Source organism: Robiginitalea myxolifaciens, from assembly GCF_900115205.1.
GTDB lineage: Bacteria > Bacteroidota > Bacteroidia > Flavobacteriales > Flavobacteriaceae > Robiginitalea > Robiginitalea myxolifaciens.
In genome coordinates this window covers 1213354-1227395 of record NZ_FOYQ01000001.1, presented here as the reverse complement: position 1 = coordinate 1227395, position 14042 = coordinate 1213354, and the positions used below count along the sequence as shown (strand labels likewise).

Sequence of the window (14042 nt, the reverse complement as noted above, 5' to 3'; positions counted from 1 at the left end):
CAGGCTAAGTTTAATCCCGGGTATAGGCCCCGTAAGCAGCCGAAAATTCCTCCAATATTTTGACAGACCAGCCGCGATTTTTTCCGGTGAATGGCCTCAGGAGCTCCCCAGGCTTTCAGAGCGGCTACAAGAATCCCTGGCCATGGATCAGTACCTCAAACAGGCCGAAAGGTACTACAACCGGGCCCTCAAGCTTGGGATAACTGTGATTTCCTATGAGCACCAAGAGTACCCGGACTATCTGAACCAATGCCCGGATGCGCCCCTTGTGTTGTATTGCAAGGGAAAGATTCAGGCCAATGCCAGCCCGGGCCTGGCCGTAGTTGGAACCCGTAGTATGACTCCTTATGGACGGGATTTCTGCAGGGAGTTTATTCAGGAGCTTCAACGGCATAATCCCATTATCATTAGTGGCCTGGCCTATGGGGTGGATATTTGCGGCCAACGGGCAGCCCTTAAAAGTGGGTTGCAGACTATAGCCTGCCTGGCACACGGATTGGACTGCATTTACCCCAGTGCGCACCAGGCCGATGCCCTGGCTATAATGAATCAGGGGGGGCTTATTTCGGAATTTCCTCCTGGAATTCGGCCCAGGCCGGAGTATTTTCTCCGCAGGAATCGCTTAATCGCTGGGATGGCGCAGGCCACAGTGGTCATTGAAACGGGGGATCAGGGTGGGAGCCTGGTCACTGCAGACTACGCCCTGGGGTATCACCGGGAGGTATTTGCCGTTCCGGGGCGATTGAGCGATCCAATGAGCGCCGGATGCAATCGATTGATCTCCCAGCAGCGCGCACAACTCTTGAGAAGCGCCGGAGAACTGGCAGTAGCCTTAAATTGGAAGTCATCGCTTCAGGAAAAAGCTCCATTAACCGAATCCATTCCAAATAGTGAGGCGAGCTTTCCGGCCGGTTGGTCGCGTTCCCGGGTCGCAATCGCCACCTTCCTGCGAGACCGGCAAAAGTGCCAGATCGATGCGCTCTTGATCGCCACTAAAATTCCCCCCGCCTTGCTCAATCAGGAGCTTTTTTTAATGGAAATGGAAGGTTTGATACAAGGATTTCCGGGAAAAAGCTATTCCTGGGTCCGGAAAGCTGGTTTCTGAGCCGGGGTCCACCGGATGTATGGCAGGTGTTAAACCGACCGGATAGTCGGTAATGGTCAATCACAAGTGCTCAAAGTACACCTTTCAGGTAGCTTAACGAGGAAAAAGTTCCGAAAAGCGAGGGAAGAGGGCTTAAATTCTCCGATAAAAGGTTCGTATTCCGACCGCCGGGTCGGTTATGTGCATTTCATCGATTGGAGTATCCCAGCCTGTTTCGTACCCGATTCAGGACTTCTTCGGCCACTTTGGACGCCTTTTCGGCCCCCTGAAATAGTGCTTCGTCGAGGGTTTGACGGTTGCTCATCAGGGTTTCGAATCGCTCCCGGGGTTCCGCAAATCGTTCCAGGATACATTGATACAGGGCCTGCTTGGCATGCCCATACCCATATCCCCCTTTCAGATAATTCTCCCGCATTTCATTTACCGCTTCTTCTGAAGCCAGTAATCGATACAGGGCAAAAACGGTATCGGATTCGGGATCCTTCGGATCTTCCAGTGGCGTTGAATCGGTTTGAATGCCCATAATTTGCTTGCGCAGGGCTTTATCGGGCTGAAAGATATTGATCAGGTTGCCCTTGCTTTTACTCATCTTTTGACCATCTGTTCCGGGAACATACATGGTCTGCTCCTGGACTTTAGCCTCCGGTAAAACAAAGGTTTCCCCCAATTGTGCATGGAACCGGGAGGCCACATCCCGGGTCATTTCCAAATGCTGCAACTGGTCCTTACCCACGGGTACATAATGCGCATCGTAAAGCAAGATGTCTGCGGCCATAAGCATGGGGTAGGTAAAAAGACCCGCATTCACATCTTCCAAGCGGTCTGCCTTATCCTTAAAGGAATGGGCCAGCGTCAGGCGTTGATAGGGAAAGAAACAGCTTAAGTACCAGGAGAGCTCCGTAACCTGGGGCACGTCACTCTGGCGGTAGAATACCGTTTTATCCGTATCCAGGCCAAAAGCCATCCAGGCGGCTGCAGTGGCATAGGTGTTCTCCCGCAGTACAGAACCGTCCTTAATCTGCGTTAATGAGTGCAGGTCTGCAATAAAAAGAAAAGACTCGTTTTTGGGCTCACCAGCCATGGCAATTGCCGGTTCTATGGCTCCGAGTATGTTCCCCAAATGCGGGGTCCCCGTGCTTTGGACCCCTGTAAGAATTCGTGGCATGTTTATTCCCTTTTTAAAGGTGGAGACAAAGGTAGCGCATTCTAAATTGCTATTTTCGTTTCATGGCGAAAGCGTTGATCTCCCTGGGCCGATTCTTATGGCGTATCTGGTTCTATATATTGGTGACCCTGCCCATCCTTGTTTTTGGCCCTTTGCTTTTACTATTTACCCTCAGTGAGCGCACCTATGCGCAATTCTTTTGGTTGGCGCGGAATATCTGGGCACTTTTTATACTGATTGGTATGGGATGTATCCCCCATATTAAAAGGGACGAGCGTATGGAAAGAGGAAAAAGCTACATGCTTATTGCCAACCATACCAGCATGCTCGACATCATGCTAATGCTCCGGGCCAGCCGGCATCCTTTCGTGTTTGTCGGCAAAAAAGAACTGGTAAAAATTCCCATTTTCGGGTTTTTCTACAAACGGGTTTGCATCATGGTAGACCGGGAAGACCCGAGAAGCCGTTCGGCAGTATATCGCAGGGTAAAAAAGCGCCTGGCCGGGGGTTTGAATATTTGCATTTTCCCGGAAGGGGGGGTGCCGGAGGAATCCCTGGTGCTGGATCGGTTCAAAGACGGGGCCTTTAAAATGGCCATTGCCCATCAGATCCCCATTGTTCCCATGAGCTTTTATGATTGTAAGAAACGATTTCCCTTTCGTTGGAATGGGGGAGCCCCTGGTCCCTTGCGGGTAAGGGTGCATCCTTTTATCCCGACAGCCGGAATGCAGGATACTGAGGCGTCTAAGCTCAAGGAAAAGGCCTGGCAATTACTCCATGACAGCCTGTCGGCCAAACAGTAAGCAACTCCTAGAACCGCAAGCTTAACCTAAAATCGGGAGTTTAGCCTAGAACCGGAAGCTCAACCCACTGTAAACCCCAAGGGTATAGGGCTGAAAATCCCCTGCAGTCTGGGAAAAAGCATTCATATGGTACTTGAACATCGGTTGCAGGTTCAACTGCATCGAAGGGTTGAGGTTATAATACAAACCGAGCCCCAGGTTGCTACTGAAGTTAACCGGGTTAATGTTGTTAGCCTCTCCGATTTCGGTCCGTGATCCCGAAGAATCCAGGCTAACACTGTTATTGACCAGGAACAGGGAACTCATACCCCCAATCAGGTTCACCCCAAATTTACCTTCTACCAGGGCATATTGCATTTCCAATGGAATTTCGAGGTATCCAAATTCCTGGAGCATACTTCCGTTTCGCTGTGGGCTTTGGGCGGAGACATCCAGGGCGTTTTCTACGGCCTGGGCCCCGGCTCCGCTCACATTACTATGCACTACCACGTTGCGTGAGCTTTCTGAATAACTGATCGTTCTTATCAGGCTGGATGGGCCTGCGTTTAATGAAGGGGAAAAACTCACCTGGTTCGTATTGTATCCAAAATCTACCCGGTGTACCCCGGAACGCACACTGAGCTTTCCGGTCACGGCATAGGCTACGGCTACTCCAAAGCTCATGTTCAGGGTACCCGATTTGCTGTTTGGCACAAAATCCTGATCCAGGGGGGAACCATTGCCAAAGTTGCTGTAAAAAACAGGTGCGACGGCCGGTCCAACGGTCCAGGACTTTGATTTTTCTTCCGCGTTTTGGAATTCATCCTCATTACGGGAAAGCGCCTCCTGCTCTGCAGCGGCATCCAGGATTGAAATTTTGCCTTCTTCAGGGTCTTTTTCCTCAGCTACTGCAACTCCAGTGTCCGTGGTATTTCGATTGGGCAATACTGTGGTGTTAGTTTGCTCCCCGCTCCGATTCGACTCTTGCGGGTCAGGCATTATTGATACTTCCCCTTGCGGGTCAGCAACTACTGCCTCGGTAACGGCCACAGCGGATTCCTGAGAATTTTCTCCGGAGACTATTTTTTCCAGGCGGGATTCCTGATTATCCTCACCAGAACGGTTTTCAACCGCTGCTACGGCTTGCCTTTCTGGTTGGGCAGTTCCCTCTTGCTGTACTTCAGTCCCTGTGGTCCGATCTCGTTGGGCCTCGCGTGTTACTGGATTATTCGCTACCCGTTCACCGGCATCAGCCTCTTCCTGGTTCGGGGTATCGCCTCTTCCACTACGGGCCACGCCTTCCTCCTGGGTTTGTTCCCGGGAATTCAATTGTTCCTGAGTACTGGTTTGTTCCCCGGTGGTCGCTTCGGAAGCCTCCTGGTTTTCCGAATCCTTTACTACACTAGGGGAGTCACTTACTCCTGAAGGCATGGTATCGACCCCTTCAGGGCCGAAGAGGAATATCCCAAGCGCTAGCAGGGCGGCAACACCTCCGAGGGTCCACCAAATTGGGATCACTCCGCGGCGTTTTCGTCGGTTCAGGGAATGCTCAATCCGATCCCATACGGCGGGGTCCGGATTTTCCTGGTAATCTTTCAGCTTATCCCTGAAAATATCATCTGTATATTTCTTCTTCATGTGTCGGAATTAAGCAATGTTTATTTTGGCGTTGAGTATGCGTTCTTTAAGTATGTTGCGGGCACGGGCTAAATTCGATTTTGAGGTTCCTTCGGACGTGCCGAGTTTCTCACTGATTTCCCGGTGGGTAAACCCATCCAGCACATACATATTAAAGGTCAGGCGGTAACGATTGGGGAGTTCCTGGATATACTTCAGTAAAGTAGCCAGGGGGATATCTGTCTTTAAATCTTCCTCTTCCCCGGTTTCATCCTCCAACCTTTCCTCTATCAAAGTCAGCGGTTCCGATTTGCGATACTTCTGTAATACCGTATTTACGGTAATGCGTTTGAGCCATCCTTCAAAGGATCCGCGGGAACGATATTGATGGATTTTGTCAAAAATGATCAGAAAGCTGTCGTGCAGGTTGTCTTCGGCTTCCGTGCGATTTCGGGAATACTTCATACAGATCCCGAACAATACCCCGCTGTAACGGGAGTACAGCTCCTGCTGGGCACTGCGATTGCCCTTTATGCACTTTCGTATGAGTTCTTCCTGAGTCAAGTACGTGGTCGGTTTATGGAGCAGCAGGTGTTCCCAGGGCCTTTAGTTCGTTGGCGATTGGTTAACCGGCACTTCGTATTCCAGAAATTCGGCCTCACCTGCTTCGTTTTCTCCGGCGTAAAATCTAAAAACGTAGGTGTCGGAGTAAACGCAAACAAACTGAAAACTTGCCTCCATGGGCACTATCGCCTGGGTACATGCCTGGTTTAAGGCCTCAGTACCTACGGCAACGACGCGTCTCGTGGTAGTGGCTTCAGTATCCACATTGAATCCTTCGAATGAAATGCATCCGTTGGTTTGCAGGTAGGTAACACTGATTTCGTATGTATGGTTAAGTTCAAAGAATTCAGGTAACCTCGCCTCGACGATTCCAAGGGTAACAAACCGATAAGACAGTTCATCATCCTCAAGGGAACAGCCGGAATACAGCAGCACTACTGCAGCTAGTAAAAACCCTTTTAGAAAGCGCTTGGTATACATCATGGTTAAATCGTTCCAATAACTTAGATGCGCAAGAACCCTCAGGGTTGCTTGAAGAAAGGCGGAATTTGCAGTGTTATTCCTTTACTGCAGCGATGGCTTCTTTGATTTTGTCCTGTAATTCCTCCATCAGCTCTGGATTGTCCGCCAACAGGGCTTTTACCGCATCCCGGCCCTGTCCCAGTTTGGTGTCTCCATAACTGAACCAGGAACCGCTCTTTTTGATTATCTCGTAATTCACCCCAAGATCCAGCACTTCGCCCGATACGGAAATCCCTTCGCCGTACATTATGTCGAATTCTGTGGTTCGGAAAGGTGGGGCTACTTTGTTCTTAACGACCTTAACCCGGGTTTTGTTCCCCAAAACAGCGCCATCGGAATCTTTAATCTGGGTGGAACGCCGGATATCCAGGCGTACGGAGGAATAGAATTTCAGGGCATTTCCCCCTGTGGTGGTTTCCGGATTCCCAAACATCACCCCAATTTTTTCCCGGAGCTGGTTAATGAAAATCACGGTACAATGCGTCTTGCTGATCGAACCGGTAAGCTTTCGCAAGGCCTGGGACATTAGCCGGGCATGTAACCCAACTTTGGAATCTCCCATTTCTCCCTCAATTTCGCTTTTGGGTGTCAGGGCGGCAACGGAGTCGATAATTACGATATCGATGGCTCCGGAGCGAATGAGGTTATCGGCAATTTCGAGAGCTTGTTCCCCGTGATCGGGTTGGGAGATGATGAGGTTATCAATATCCACCCCGAGTTTTTTCGCATAGAAACGGTCAAAGGCGTGTTCTGCATCGATAAAGGCAGCAATTCCTCCTGCCTTCTGTGCCTCCGCAATAGCATGAAGGGTCAGGGTAGTTTTCCCTGAGGATTCCGGGCCGTAAATTTCAATGACCCGACCTCTGGGATAACCGCCAACACCCAGGGCAATGTCTAAGCCAAGAGATCCGGAAGGAATTACTTCCACATCCTGGACAACATCATCGCCCATCTTCATTACGGCTCCCTTACCGTAGGTTTTGTCCAGCTTATCCAGGGTTAATTTCAGGGCTTTTAACTTGGCGTCTTTTTCACTGCTCATAGGTACTCGGGCTTAAATTTTAAAGGAAGGCTAAATTACCATTTCTTTTACTGGAATCACAATCACAGACCCAAGCTTTTGAAGGTTTAATTAACAATTTAGAAGCTCGAAGCAACCATTTGCAATTGCCTGCATCTTTGAGATGAAATCCAGCGAGAATTCAAAGCTAGATGATTACACCGCAAAGTAAAATCAGAAAGCTTGCTATGAAGAAGAAGAAGATTTAATTGCGGTCCTCTTAAGCCCTGCCTCGGCGGGGCTTTTTTTGTGCAGTTCCCTTGTTTTGCTAACTTTGCCGGGATTTTCTAACGCTCAAAGCCACGTATAGCATGCAACTGTACAATACGCTAAGCGCGAAGGAAAGAGAGGAACTTATCGACCAGGCCGGGGAAGACCGCCTGACGATCTCTTTTTACCAGTACGCGCACATCGGAAACCCGGGACTCCTCCGGGATCATCTCTTTATCACTTGGAACGAATTGGAAGTGCTGGGTCGCATTTACGTGGCACACGAAGGCATCAATGCGCAACTTTCCGTCCCGGCCTCCCGTTTTCAAGCGTTTAAGAAACATTTAGACAGCATTACCTTCCTCAAGGACGTACGCCTCAATATCGCCATAGAACAGGACAACAAGTCTTTCCTGAAACTCAAGGTTAAAGTCCGCAAGAAGATCGTGGCAGACGGTCTGGACGACGGTGTTTTTGATGTAACCAACAAAGGCATTCATGTCGGGGCAGCACAATTCAATGCCCTGATCGAAGATCCGGATGCCGTAGTGGTGGATATGCGGAATCACTACGAAAGTGAGATCGGCCACTTTCAGGGGGCGGTAACCCCGGACGTGGATACCTTCCGGGATTCCCTGGACCTCATTGAAGAGCAGTTACGGGATCACAAGGAAGACAAAAAGCTCGTCATGTACTGCACCGGCGGTATTCGCTGCGAGAAGGCAAGTGCCTATTATAAGCACAAGGGTTTCAAGCAGGTTTACCAACTCGAAGGCGGCATCATCGAATATACCCGGCAGGTGCGGGAGCAGGAGCTGGAAAATAAATTCAAGGGGAAGAACTTCGTCTTTGACCAGCGACGGGGCGAGCGAATTTCAGAGGAAGTCATCGCTTCCTGCCACCAATGCGGGGCACCTTGCGATACCCATACCAACTGTGAGAACGAAGCCTGCCACCTGCTGTTTATTCAGTGCGAATCCTGTGCAGAAAAGATGAATGGCTGTTGCTCGGAAGACTGTATGGAGGTAATCGCCCTCCCGGAAGCCGAACAGAAAAAATTGCGGAAGGGAAAAGTCAAGAGCAATCAAATTTTCAAGAAGGGACGCTCCGAGGTCCTGAAATACAAGCAATAGCTCCCGGTTATTCTTCATTCGGGTGTCAAAATTATCCTATATTTACGGGTAGTTTAATTATGAACCCAATTCCACCTGTACCGGGACTAAACCGAAGGCGGAATCAATATATACAGAATGGGGTGTAGCAGTTGTTCAACCGCTTCGGGAGGACAGCCGCGCGGATGCAGGAACAATGGTACCTGCGGGTCGGATGGCTGTAACAAACTTACCGTCTTTGACTGGCTTTCCAATATGTCATTGCCTGCCGGACAGCAGGTGTTCGACGCAGTGGAAGTGCGTTTCAAAAACAGCAGAAAGGAAATATTCCGGAATAAGGAAGGGCTTACCCTATCCATAGGCGACGTGGTGGCTACCCAGGCCAAATCCGGACACGATATCGGGATGGTAACCCTGACGGGGGAACTGGTCCGGATTCAAATGAAAAAGCAGAAGCTCAACGCCGACGCCGAATTGCCCAAGATTTACCGAAAAGCAACACAGCGCGACATCGATAAATGGCAGAAATGCCGGAATCAGGAGGAAGAGATTAAAAAACGCGCCCGGGAGATGGCCATTATCCTGGGATTGGAAATGAAGATTTCCGATGTGGAGTTTCAGGGCGATGGCTCTAAAGCTACCTTCTATTATACCGCCGAGGACCGGGTCGATTTCCGGCAGCTTATCAAGGACATGGCCAAGGCCTTTGGAATCCGGATCGAAATGAGGCAAATCGGATATCGGCAGGAAGCCCAGCGCCTGGGAGGAATCGGTTCCTGCGGGCGGGAGTTGTGCTGTTCTACCTGGCTTACCGATTTCCGTTCGGTGAGTACAGCAGCTGCGCGCTACCAGCAATTGGCCCTGAATCCGCAGAAGCTGGCCGGGCAGTGCGGGAAACTGAAATGCTGCCTGAACTATGAGCTCGACACCTATCTCGACGCCTTAAAGGACTTTCCACCTACGGACAGTAAACTATTGACCGAAAAAGGGCTGGCCTTCTGTCAGAAGACGGATATTTTTAAGGGGGTCCTTTGGTTCTCTTATCGCGAAGATCCTACCGCCTGGCATGCCTTGACCAAGGCACAGGTTCAGGAGATTCTCCAGCTCAATGAGAAAAAGACCAAGGTGCAAAGCCTGGAGGAATACGCCCGGGAGAATATCCGGGAAGACGATCTGGTTTTTGAGAACGCGGTAGGGCAGGACAGCCTAACCCGCTTCGACCGGCCGCGTGGCAATCGCCGCAAAAAGAAACGCAGACGCAACAATTCACAAAAAAAGAGATCAAAAAATGCATAAGTGGATCCTTGGATGTTTTATGGTACTCGCTCTGGTTTCCTGCCAGGACAACCTGGAGTACGCGCAGTATTCTGCTACCGGCGATGGCTCCTGGGACCGCGATGAGGTCATGGAATTTCAGGTCGAGGATCCGGATACTACCCGTGCTCAGACGATGTATATCATGCTCCGCAACGACGATAGCTATCCGTTTCGAAACCTCTTCCTGATCGCCGAAATGACTGGCCCCGACGGGGAATCCCAACGCGATACCCTCGAGTATGAAATGGCCGATGCCAATGGAAAATTCCTGGGTTCCGGGTACGGAAGTGTCTATGAAAATAAATTGGGATACAAGAGAAACGTCGTTTTTCCCGTTAAAGGCGTATATACTATAAGTATATCCCATGCGATGCGGCGTAATGGCAGTGTTGCCGGGATGGAAAGCCTGCCCGGGGTCCTGGATGTAGGCTTGCAAATCGAATCCAACGAGAACTAGGCAATCATGGCAAAGAAAAAGCAGGCAAAAGCAAGTATAGCGGCAGAATTCAAAACGTTCTGGCCCTTCATTAAATGGTTCTGGATCCTTTTTGCCACCGCCGTGCTGGGCTTTGTACTCTTGTTCCTGTTAGCCTCCTGGGGAGTCTTTGGGGATATGCCCACCTTCGAGCGCCTGGAAAATCCACAGACCAATCTGGCCACAGAGATCCTCTCTTCGGACGGGAAGACGCTGGGGAAATTCTACCTGGATGAAAATCGAACCGATGTTCCCTTTTCCCAATTACCAGATAACCTGGTCGACGCCCTGGTGGCCACTGAAGATGCACGCTATTACAGCCATTCCGGGATCGACGCCCGCGGAACACTTCGGGCATTTGCCTTTTTGGGGAGTCGCGGGGGTGCTAGTACCATCTCCCAGCAGCTTGCCCGCCAGCTCTTTGTCGGGGTACGCTCCAGCAACCTGATGGAAGCGGTGTTACAGAAGGCTAAAGAATGGGTCATTGCCACCCGCCTGGAACGCAATTACACCAAGGAGGAGATTATCGCGATGTACCTGAACATCTACGACTTTGGAAATAATGCCGATGGAATCCGATCTGCAGCCCGGATTTACTTCGGGAAAGAACCCAAGGATCTGCTGACGGAAGAGTCGGCCGTTTTGGTAGGGATGCTCAAGAATTCTTCCTATTACAATCCGATCCGACGGGAGGAATTGGTCAAAAACCGCCGCAATACCGTCCTGGCCCAGATGGCCAAATACGAATACATTACCGAAGCCACGCGGGATTCTTTGATTGCCAGTAAAATGGATATCAATTTCAACCCGGAGAACCACCGGGAGGGCCCGGCCGCCTATTTCCGGATGTACCTGCAAAGTTGGCTCAAAGGCTGGATCGAAGAGAATCCGAAGCCTGCCCTGGAAGGGGAACGGGACAAGTGGAATATTTACCTGGACGGCCTCAAAGTATACACCACCATTGATTCGCGCATGCAGGCTAATGCCGAAGAAGCGGTAAAGCTGCACATGAAAAACCTTCAGGCCGAATTCTTCCACCAGAATACCCCGGAACGTAATCCCACGACTCCATTCCGCGATTTGAATTCCGAGGAGATCAACCGTATCATGGAGCGCGCCGTCCGCACTTCCGAGCGATGGCGCAAAATGACCGCAGAAGGTAAGAGCGAGGAGGAGATTCGCGCCAGTTTTAACCGGCCCACCGAAATGACCGTTTTTGACTGGAACAGCCCGAGCTACAACCGGGACACGGTAATGACGCCAATGGATTCCATCCGTTATTATAAAACATTCCTCAGGGCCTCCATGATGTCCATGGAGCCGCAAACCGGGCACGTCAAAGCCTGGGTGGGCGGAGTAAACTATACCCACTTCCAATACGATAACGTCAAGTTTGGAAAGCGGCAGGCAGGATCTACCTTTAAGCCGTTTGTCTATGCTGCAGCAATCGATCAGCTTCGGCGTTCCCCCTGTGATACGTTGCCAGACACCCAGTACAGTATCGAGGCAAATAAGCACGGAAACCCGGAACCCTGGACGCCCAAGAACTCGGACGGAAAGTATTCAGGAAAGAGCTACACCCTCAAGGCGGCCCTGGCCAACTCGGTAAACACGGTAACGGCCCGCCTGATCGATGAAGTTGGCCCCAGCTCCGTGGTGAACATTGTGAAGAACCTCGGGCTGACCAATGAGATCCCTGAAGTTCCCTCCATTGCACTCGGGACACCGGATTTCAGTGTCTATGAAATGGTAGGCGCTTACGGCGCATTCGCCAACCAGGGGGTCTATGTGAAACCGGTAATGGTTACTCGCATCGAGGATCGCAACGGGACGGTGCTCTATGAATACGCTCCCGAAACCAAGGATGTGCTGAGCAAGGATGTGGCCTATGCTATGGTAGACCTGATGAAGGGAGTTACCGAAAGTGGATCGGGAATGCGCTTGCGCCATAAATCCCAGGCCGAGGTAACCGTTTACAAGGAAATTATCACGGGTTACCCGTATGAATTTACCAACCCGATTGCCGGGAAAACCGGAACCACCCAAAACAACAGCGATGGCTGGTTTATCGGGATGGTTCCCAACCTGGTTACCGGGGTTTGGGTAGGAGGAGAAGAGCGTTCCACCCACTTCAATAGCATCACCTATGGGCAGGGAGCCTCCATGGCACTCCCCATCTGGGCCCTCTATATGAAAGGGAACTATGCCAATGAAGATCTCAATGTTTCCCAGGAAGACTTTGAAGAACCGGAGGATTTATCCATCCGGATAGATTGTTCCAAGACTTCGGAAACCGAAGAGGATTTTGACGATCTTGAAGACGACCTGGAAGATCTCGATTTTTAGACTTACGACATGATAGTAAAAACAGTTGCCAATGCCCGGGAAGCCCTGAAGGGGGTAAGCGACAGCATGACCTTTATGTTTGGAGGATTCGGCCTGAGTGGAATCCCGGAGAACGCTATTGCTGAATTAGTTCGTTTGGGGGTAAAGGATTTGACTTGTATCAGCAATAACGCCGGGGTAGACGACTTTGGATTGGGACTGCTTTTACAGCAACGACAAATCCGCAAAATGATTTCCTCCTATGTGGGGGAGAACGACGAATTCGAACGTCAAATGCTCAGTGGAGAACTCGAGGTGGAATTAACCCCACAAGGCACACTGGCCGAAAAATGCCGGGCAGCCCAGGCAGGCATCCCTGCATTTTATACTCCGGCCGGCTATGGAACTGAGGTCGCAGCGGGTAAGGAAACACGCGAATATAACGGTAAGATGTACGTCCTTGAACCCGCTTATGAGGCCGACTTTGCCTTTGTCAAAGCATGGAAGGGAGACGAGGCGGGGAATCTGATTTTTAAAGGAAGCGCCCGGAACTTTAATCCGGTCATGGCAGGTGCAGCAAAAGTTACCGTGGCTGAGGTAGAAGAACTCTTACCCGCCGGGGCCCTGGATCCGAATCAGATCCATATTCCGGGGATTTTCGTCAAGCGCATTTTCCAGGGCGAACTCTACGAGAAACGCATAGAACAACGAACCGTTAGAACCCGAAGCTGATGTTGGACAAGAATGGAATTGCCCGGCGGATTGCGCGGGAAGTAAAAGACGGATACTACGTAAACCTCGGTATCGGGATACCCACACTGGTAGCCAACTTTGTGCGGGACGATATTGAGGTCGAATTCCAGAGTGAAAATGGGGTCCTGGGGATGGGCCCTTTTCCCTGGGAGGGCGAAGAAGACCCGGACATCATCAATGCCGGTAAGCAAACCATTACCACCTTACCCGGCGCATCCTTTTTTGATTCCTCCATGAGTTTTGCCATGATTCGCGGTCAACATGTAGACCTCACCATCCTGGGAGCGATGGAAGTAGCTGAAAACGGCGATATCGCCAACTGGAAAATTCCGGGGAAGATGGTCAAGGGTATGGGCGGTGCCATGGATCTCGTAGCCTCTGCTGAAAATATTATCGTGGCAATGATGCACACCAACAAAGCAGGAGCTTCCAAATTACTCGAGCGATGTACCCTGCCGCTTACCGGAGTGGGGTGTGTCAAAAAAATCGTGACCAACCTGGCCGTTCTGGAAGTAGGGCCGGAAGGGTTTATCCTTTTGGAGCGGGCACCCGGGGTAAGTGTGGCCGAGATAAAGGCGGCTACTGCTGGCCGGCTCCACATCCCCGACGAGGTTCCGGAAATGGACCTGTAAGGACTTCGCATTTTCATGCTCAAATCGGGTTTCAGGCGCTCACTTCAGTTGGGGCACCCCCTTCTATTTCTTAATAAAATGTGTAGTTCGTCGAAAACCGAATTGTCGTTGGTCGATCTCACCACAATTCCGCAACAATTCACAACAAACGCTATGGATTTTTCATAGTCGGTTCCTATATTAGCGAGGCAACTGAATTAACAAAAATATCCCACTATCATGGACGCCCAGATCCAAAAAACAGAGCAAAAAGAAGTACAGGTTTACCGCAATGATTTTTGGAGCGGATTTCTTTTGCTGGCAAAAAAATTATTTATGCTATAAGATTCAAATAGAATCTTAATGAACGCCTCCCAGTCGGAGGCGTTTTTTTTTGTGCGTATTTTGTGGGAGTAAATGCCAA

At 50.5% G+C, this 14042-nt stretch carries 13 protein-coding genes; 8 read left to right on the top strand and 5 right to left on the bottom strand.

The features are described 5' to 3' along the window. Positions 1 to 142: 142 nt before the first annotated feature. Positions 143 to 1105, top strand: a complete 963-nt coding sequence (gene dprA / locus BM318_RS05400) for a DNA-processing protein DprA (RefSeq protein ID WP_143099924.1) — start codon at positions 143 to 145, stop codon at positions 1103 to 1105. Positions 1106 to 1292: 187 nt separating this feature from the next. On the opposite strand, the gene trpS is transcribed toward dprA, so the two are convergent. Further along, entirely contained in the window at positions 1293 to 2270 is a 978-nt protein-coding gene (gene trpS, locus BM318_RS05395; RefSeq protein WP_092981270.1) for a tryptophan--tRNA ligase, read from the bottom strand. Positions 2271 to 2332: 62 nt separating this feature from the next. Between trpS and BM318_RS05390 the strand changes: the two genes are divergently transcribed. After that, a complete protein-coding gene (locus BM318_RS05390; RefSeq protein WP_092981268.1) occupies positions 2333 to 3073 on the top strand; it encodes a lysophospholipid acyltransferase family protein in 741 nt (246 codons plus the stop codon). 45 nt (positions 3074 to 3118) lie between these two features. On the opposite strand, the gene BM318_RS05385 is transcribed toward BM318_RS05390, so the two are convergent. The 4 genes from BM318_RS05385 to recA form a co-directional block, all read right to left on the bottom strand. Next, entirely contained in the window at positions 3119 to 4690 is a 1572-nt protein-coding gene (locus BM318_RS05385; RefSeq protein ID WP_092981266.1) for an outer membrane beta-barrel protein, read from the bottom strand. Positions 4691 to 4699: 9 nt separating this feature from the next. Continuing rightward, positions 4700 to 5233, bottom strand: coding sequence for an RNA polymerase sigma factor (locus tag BM318_RS05380; protein ID WP_092981264.1), 534 nt, complete (start codon positions 5231 to 5233; stop codon positions 4700 to 4702). 42 nt (positions 5234 to 5275) lie between these two features. Beyond that, positions 5276 to 5716 carry a hypothetical protein gene (locus BM318_RS05375; protein WP_092981262.1) on the bottom strand — a complete coding sequence of 147 codons (441 nt, stop codon included), beginning with the start codon at positions 5714 to 5716 and terminating at the stop codon, positions 5276 to 5278. Positions 5717 to 5789: 73 nt separating this feature from the next. Further along, the gene (gene recA, locus BM318_RS05370; RefSeq protein ID WP_092981261.1) at positions 5790 to 6797 is read right to left on the bottom strand and encodes a recombinase RecA; all 1008 of its coding nucleotides are present in this window, start codon (positions 6795 to 6797) and stop codon (positions 5790 to 5792) included. Positions 6798 to 7126: 329 nt separating this feature from the next. On the opposite strand from recA, the gene trhO reads away from it, so the two are divergent. The 6 genes from trhO (at position 7127) to BM318_RS05340 (ending at position 13639) form a co-directional block, all read left to right on the top strand. Next, positions 7127 to 8158, top strand: coding sequence for an oxygen-dependent tRNA uridine(34) hydroxylase TrhO (gene trhO, locus BM318_RS05365; RefSeq protein WP_092981260.1), 1032 nt, complete (start codon positions 7127 to 7129; stop codon positions 8156 to 8158). Between the two features lie 117 nt (positions 8159 to 8275). Then, positions 8276 to 9433, top strand: coding sequence for a PSP1 domain-containing protein (locus BM318_RS05360; protein ID WP_092981257.1), 1158 nt, complete (start codon positions 8276 to 8278; stop codon positions 9431 to 9433). Continuing rightward, positions 9426 to 9911, top strand: coding sequence for a gliding motility lipoprotein GldH (locus BM318_RS05355; RefSeq protein WP_245759746.1), 486 nt, complete (start codon positions 9426 to 9428; stop codon positions 9909 to 9911). Before BM318_RS05360 ends, BM318_RS05355 begins: the two co-directional genes overlap by 8 nt. A 6-nt stretch (positions 9912 to 9917) precedes the next feature. Next, positions 9918 to 12275, top strand: a complete 2358-nt coding sequence (locus tag BM318_RS05350; protein ID WP_092981255.1) for a transglycosylase domain-containing protein — start codon at positions 9918 to 9920, stop codon at positions 12273 to 12275. Between the two features lie 9 nt (positions 12276 to 12284). Then, positions 12285 to 12986 carry a CoA transferase subunit A gene (locus BM318_RS05345; protein ID WP_092981253.1) on the top strand — a complete coding sequence of 234 codons (702 nt, stop codon included), beginning with the start codon at positions 12285 to 12287 and terminating at the stop codon, positions 12984 to 12986. Then, positions 12986 to 13639, top strand: a complete 654-nt coding sequence (locus BM318_RS05340; protein WP_092981252.1) for a CoA transferase subunit B — start codon at positions 12986 to 12988, stop codon at positions 13637 to 13639. Before BM318_RS05345 ends, BM318_RS05340 begins: the two co-directional genes overlap by 1 nt. Positions 13640 to 14042 lie beyond the last annotated feature (403 nt).

Coding starts and splice junctions, on each gene's coding strand:
- BM318_RS05385 (WP_092981266.1), bottom strand. CDS start 4,690: ATGAAGAAGAAATATACAGATGATATTTTCAGGGATAAGCTGAAAGAT.
- trhO (WP_092981260.1), top strand. CDS start 7,127: ATGCAACTGTACAATACGCTAAGCGCGAAGGAAAGAGAGGAACTTATC.
- recA (WP_092981261.1), bottom strand. CDS start 6,797: ATGAGCAGTGAAAAAGACGCCAAGTTAAAAGCCCTGAAATTAACCCTG.
- trpS (WP_092981270.1), bottom strand. CDS start 2,270: ATGCCACGAATTCTTACAGGGGTCCAAAGCACGGGGACCCCGCATTTG.
- BM318_RS05340 (WP_092981252.1), top strand. CDS start 12,986: ATGTTGGACAAGAATGGAATTGCCCGGCGGATTGCGCGGGAAGTAAAA.
- dprA (WP_143099924.1), top strand. CDS start 143: ATGGATCAGTACCTCAAACAGGCCGAAAGGTACTACAACCGGGCCCTC.
- BM318_RS05355 (WP_245759746.1), top strand. CDS start 9,426: ATGCATAAGTGGATCCTTGGATGTTTTATGGTACTCGCTCTGGTTTCC.
- BM318_RS05360 (WP_092981257.1), top strand. CDS start 8,276: ATGGGGTGTAGCAGTTGTTCAACCGCTTCGGGAGGACAGCCGCGCGGA.
- BM318_RS05345 (WP_092981253.1), top strand. CDS start 12,285: ATGATAGTAAAAACAGTTGCCAATGCCCGGGAAGCCCTGAAGGGGGTA.
- BM318_RS05390 (WP_092981268.1), top strand. CDS start 2,333: ATGGCGAAAGCGTTGATCTCCCTGGGCCGATTCTTATGGCGTATCTGG.
- BM318_RS05375 (WP_092981262.1), bottom strand. CDS start 5,716: ATGATGTATACCAAGCGCTTTCTAAAAGGGTTTTTACTAGCTGCAGTA.
- BM318_RS05350 (WP_092981255.1), top strand. CDS start 9,918: ATGGCAAAGAAAAAGCAGGCAAAAGCAAGTATAGCGGCAGAATTCAAA.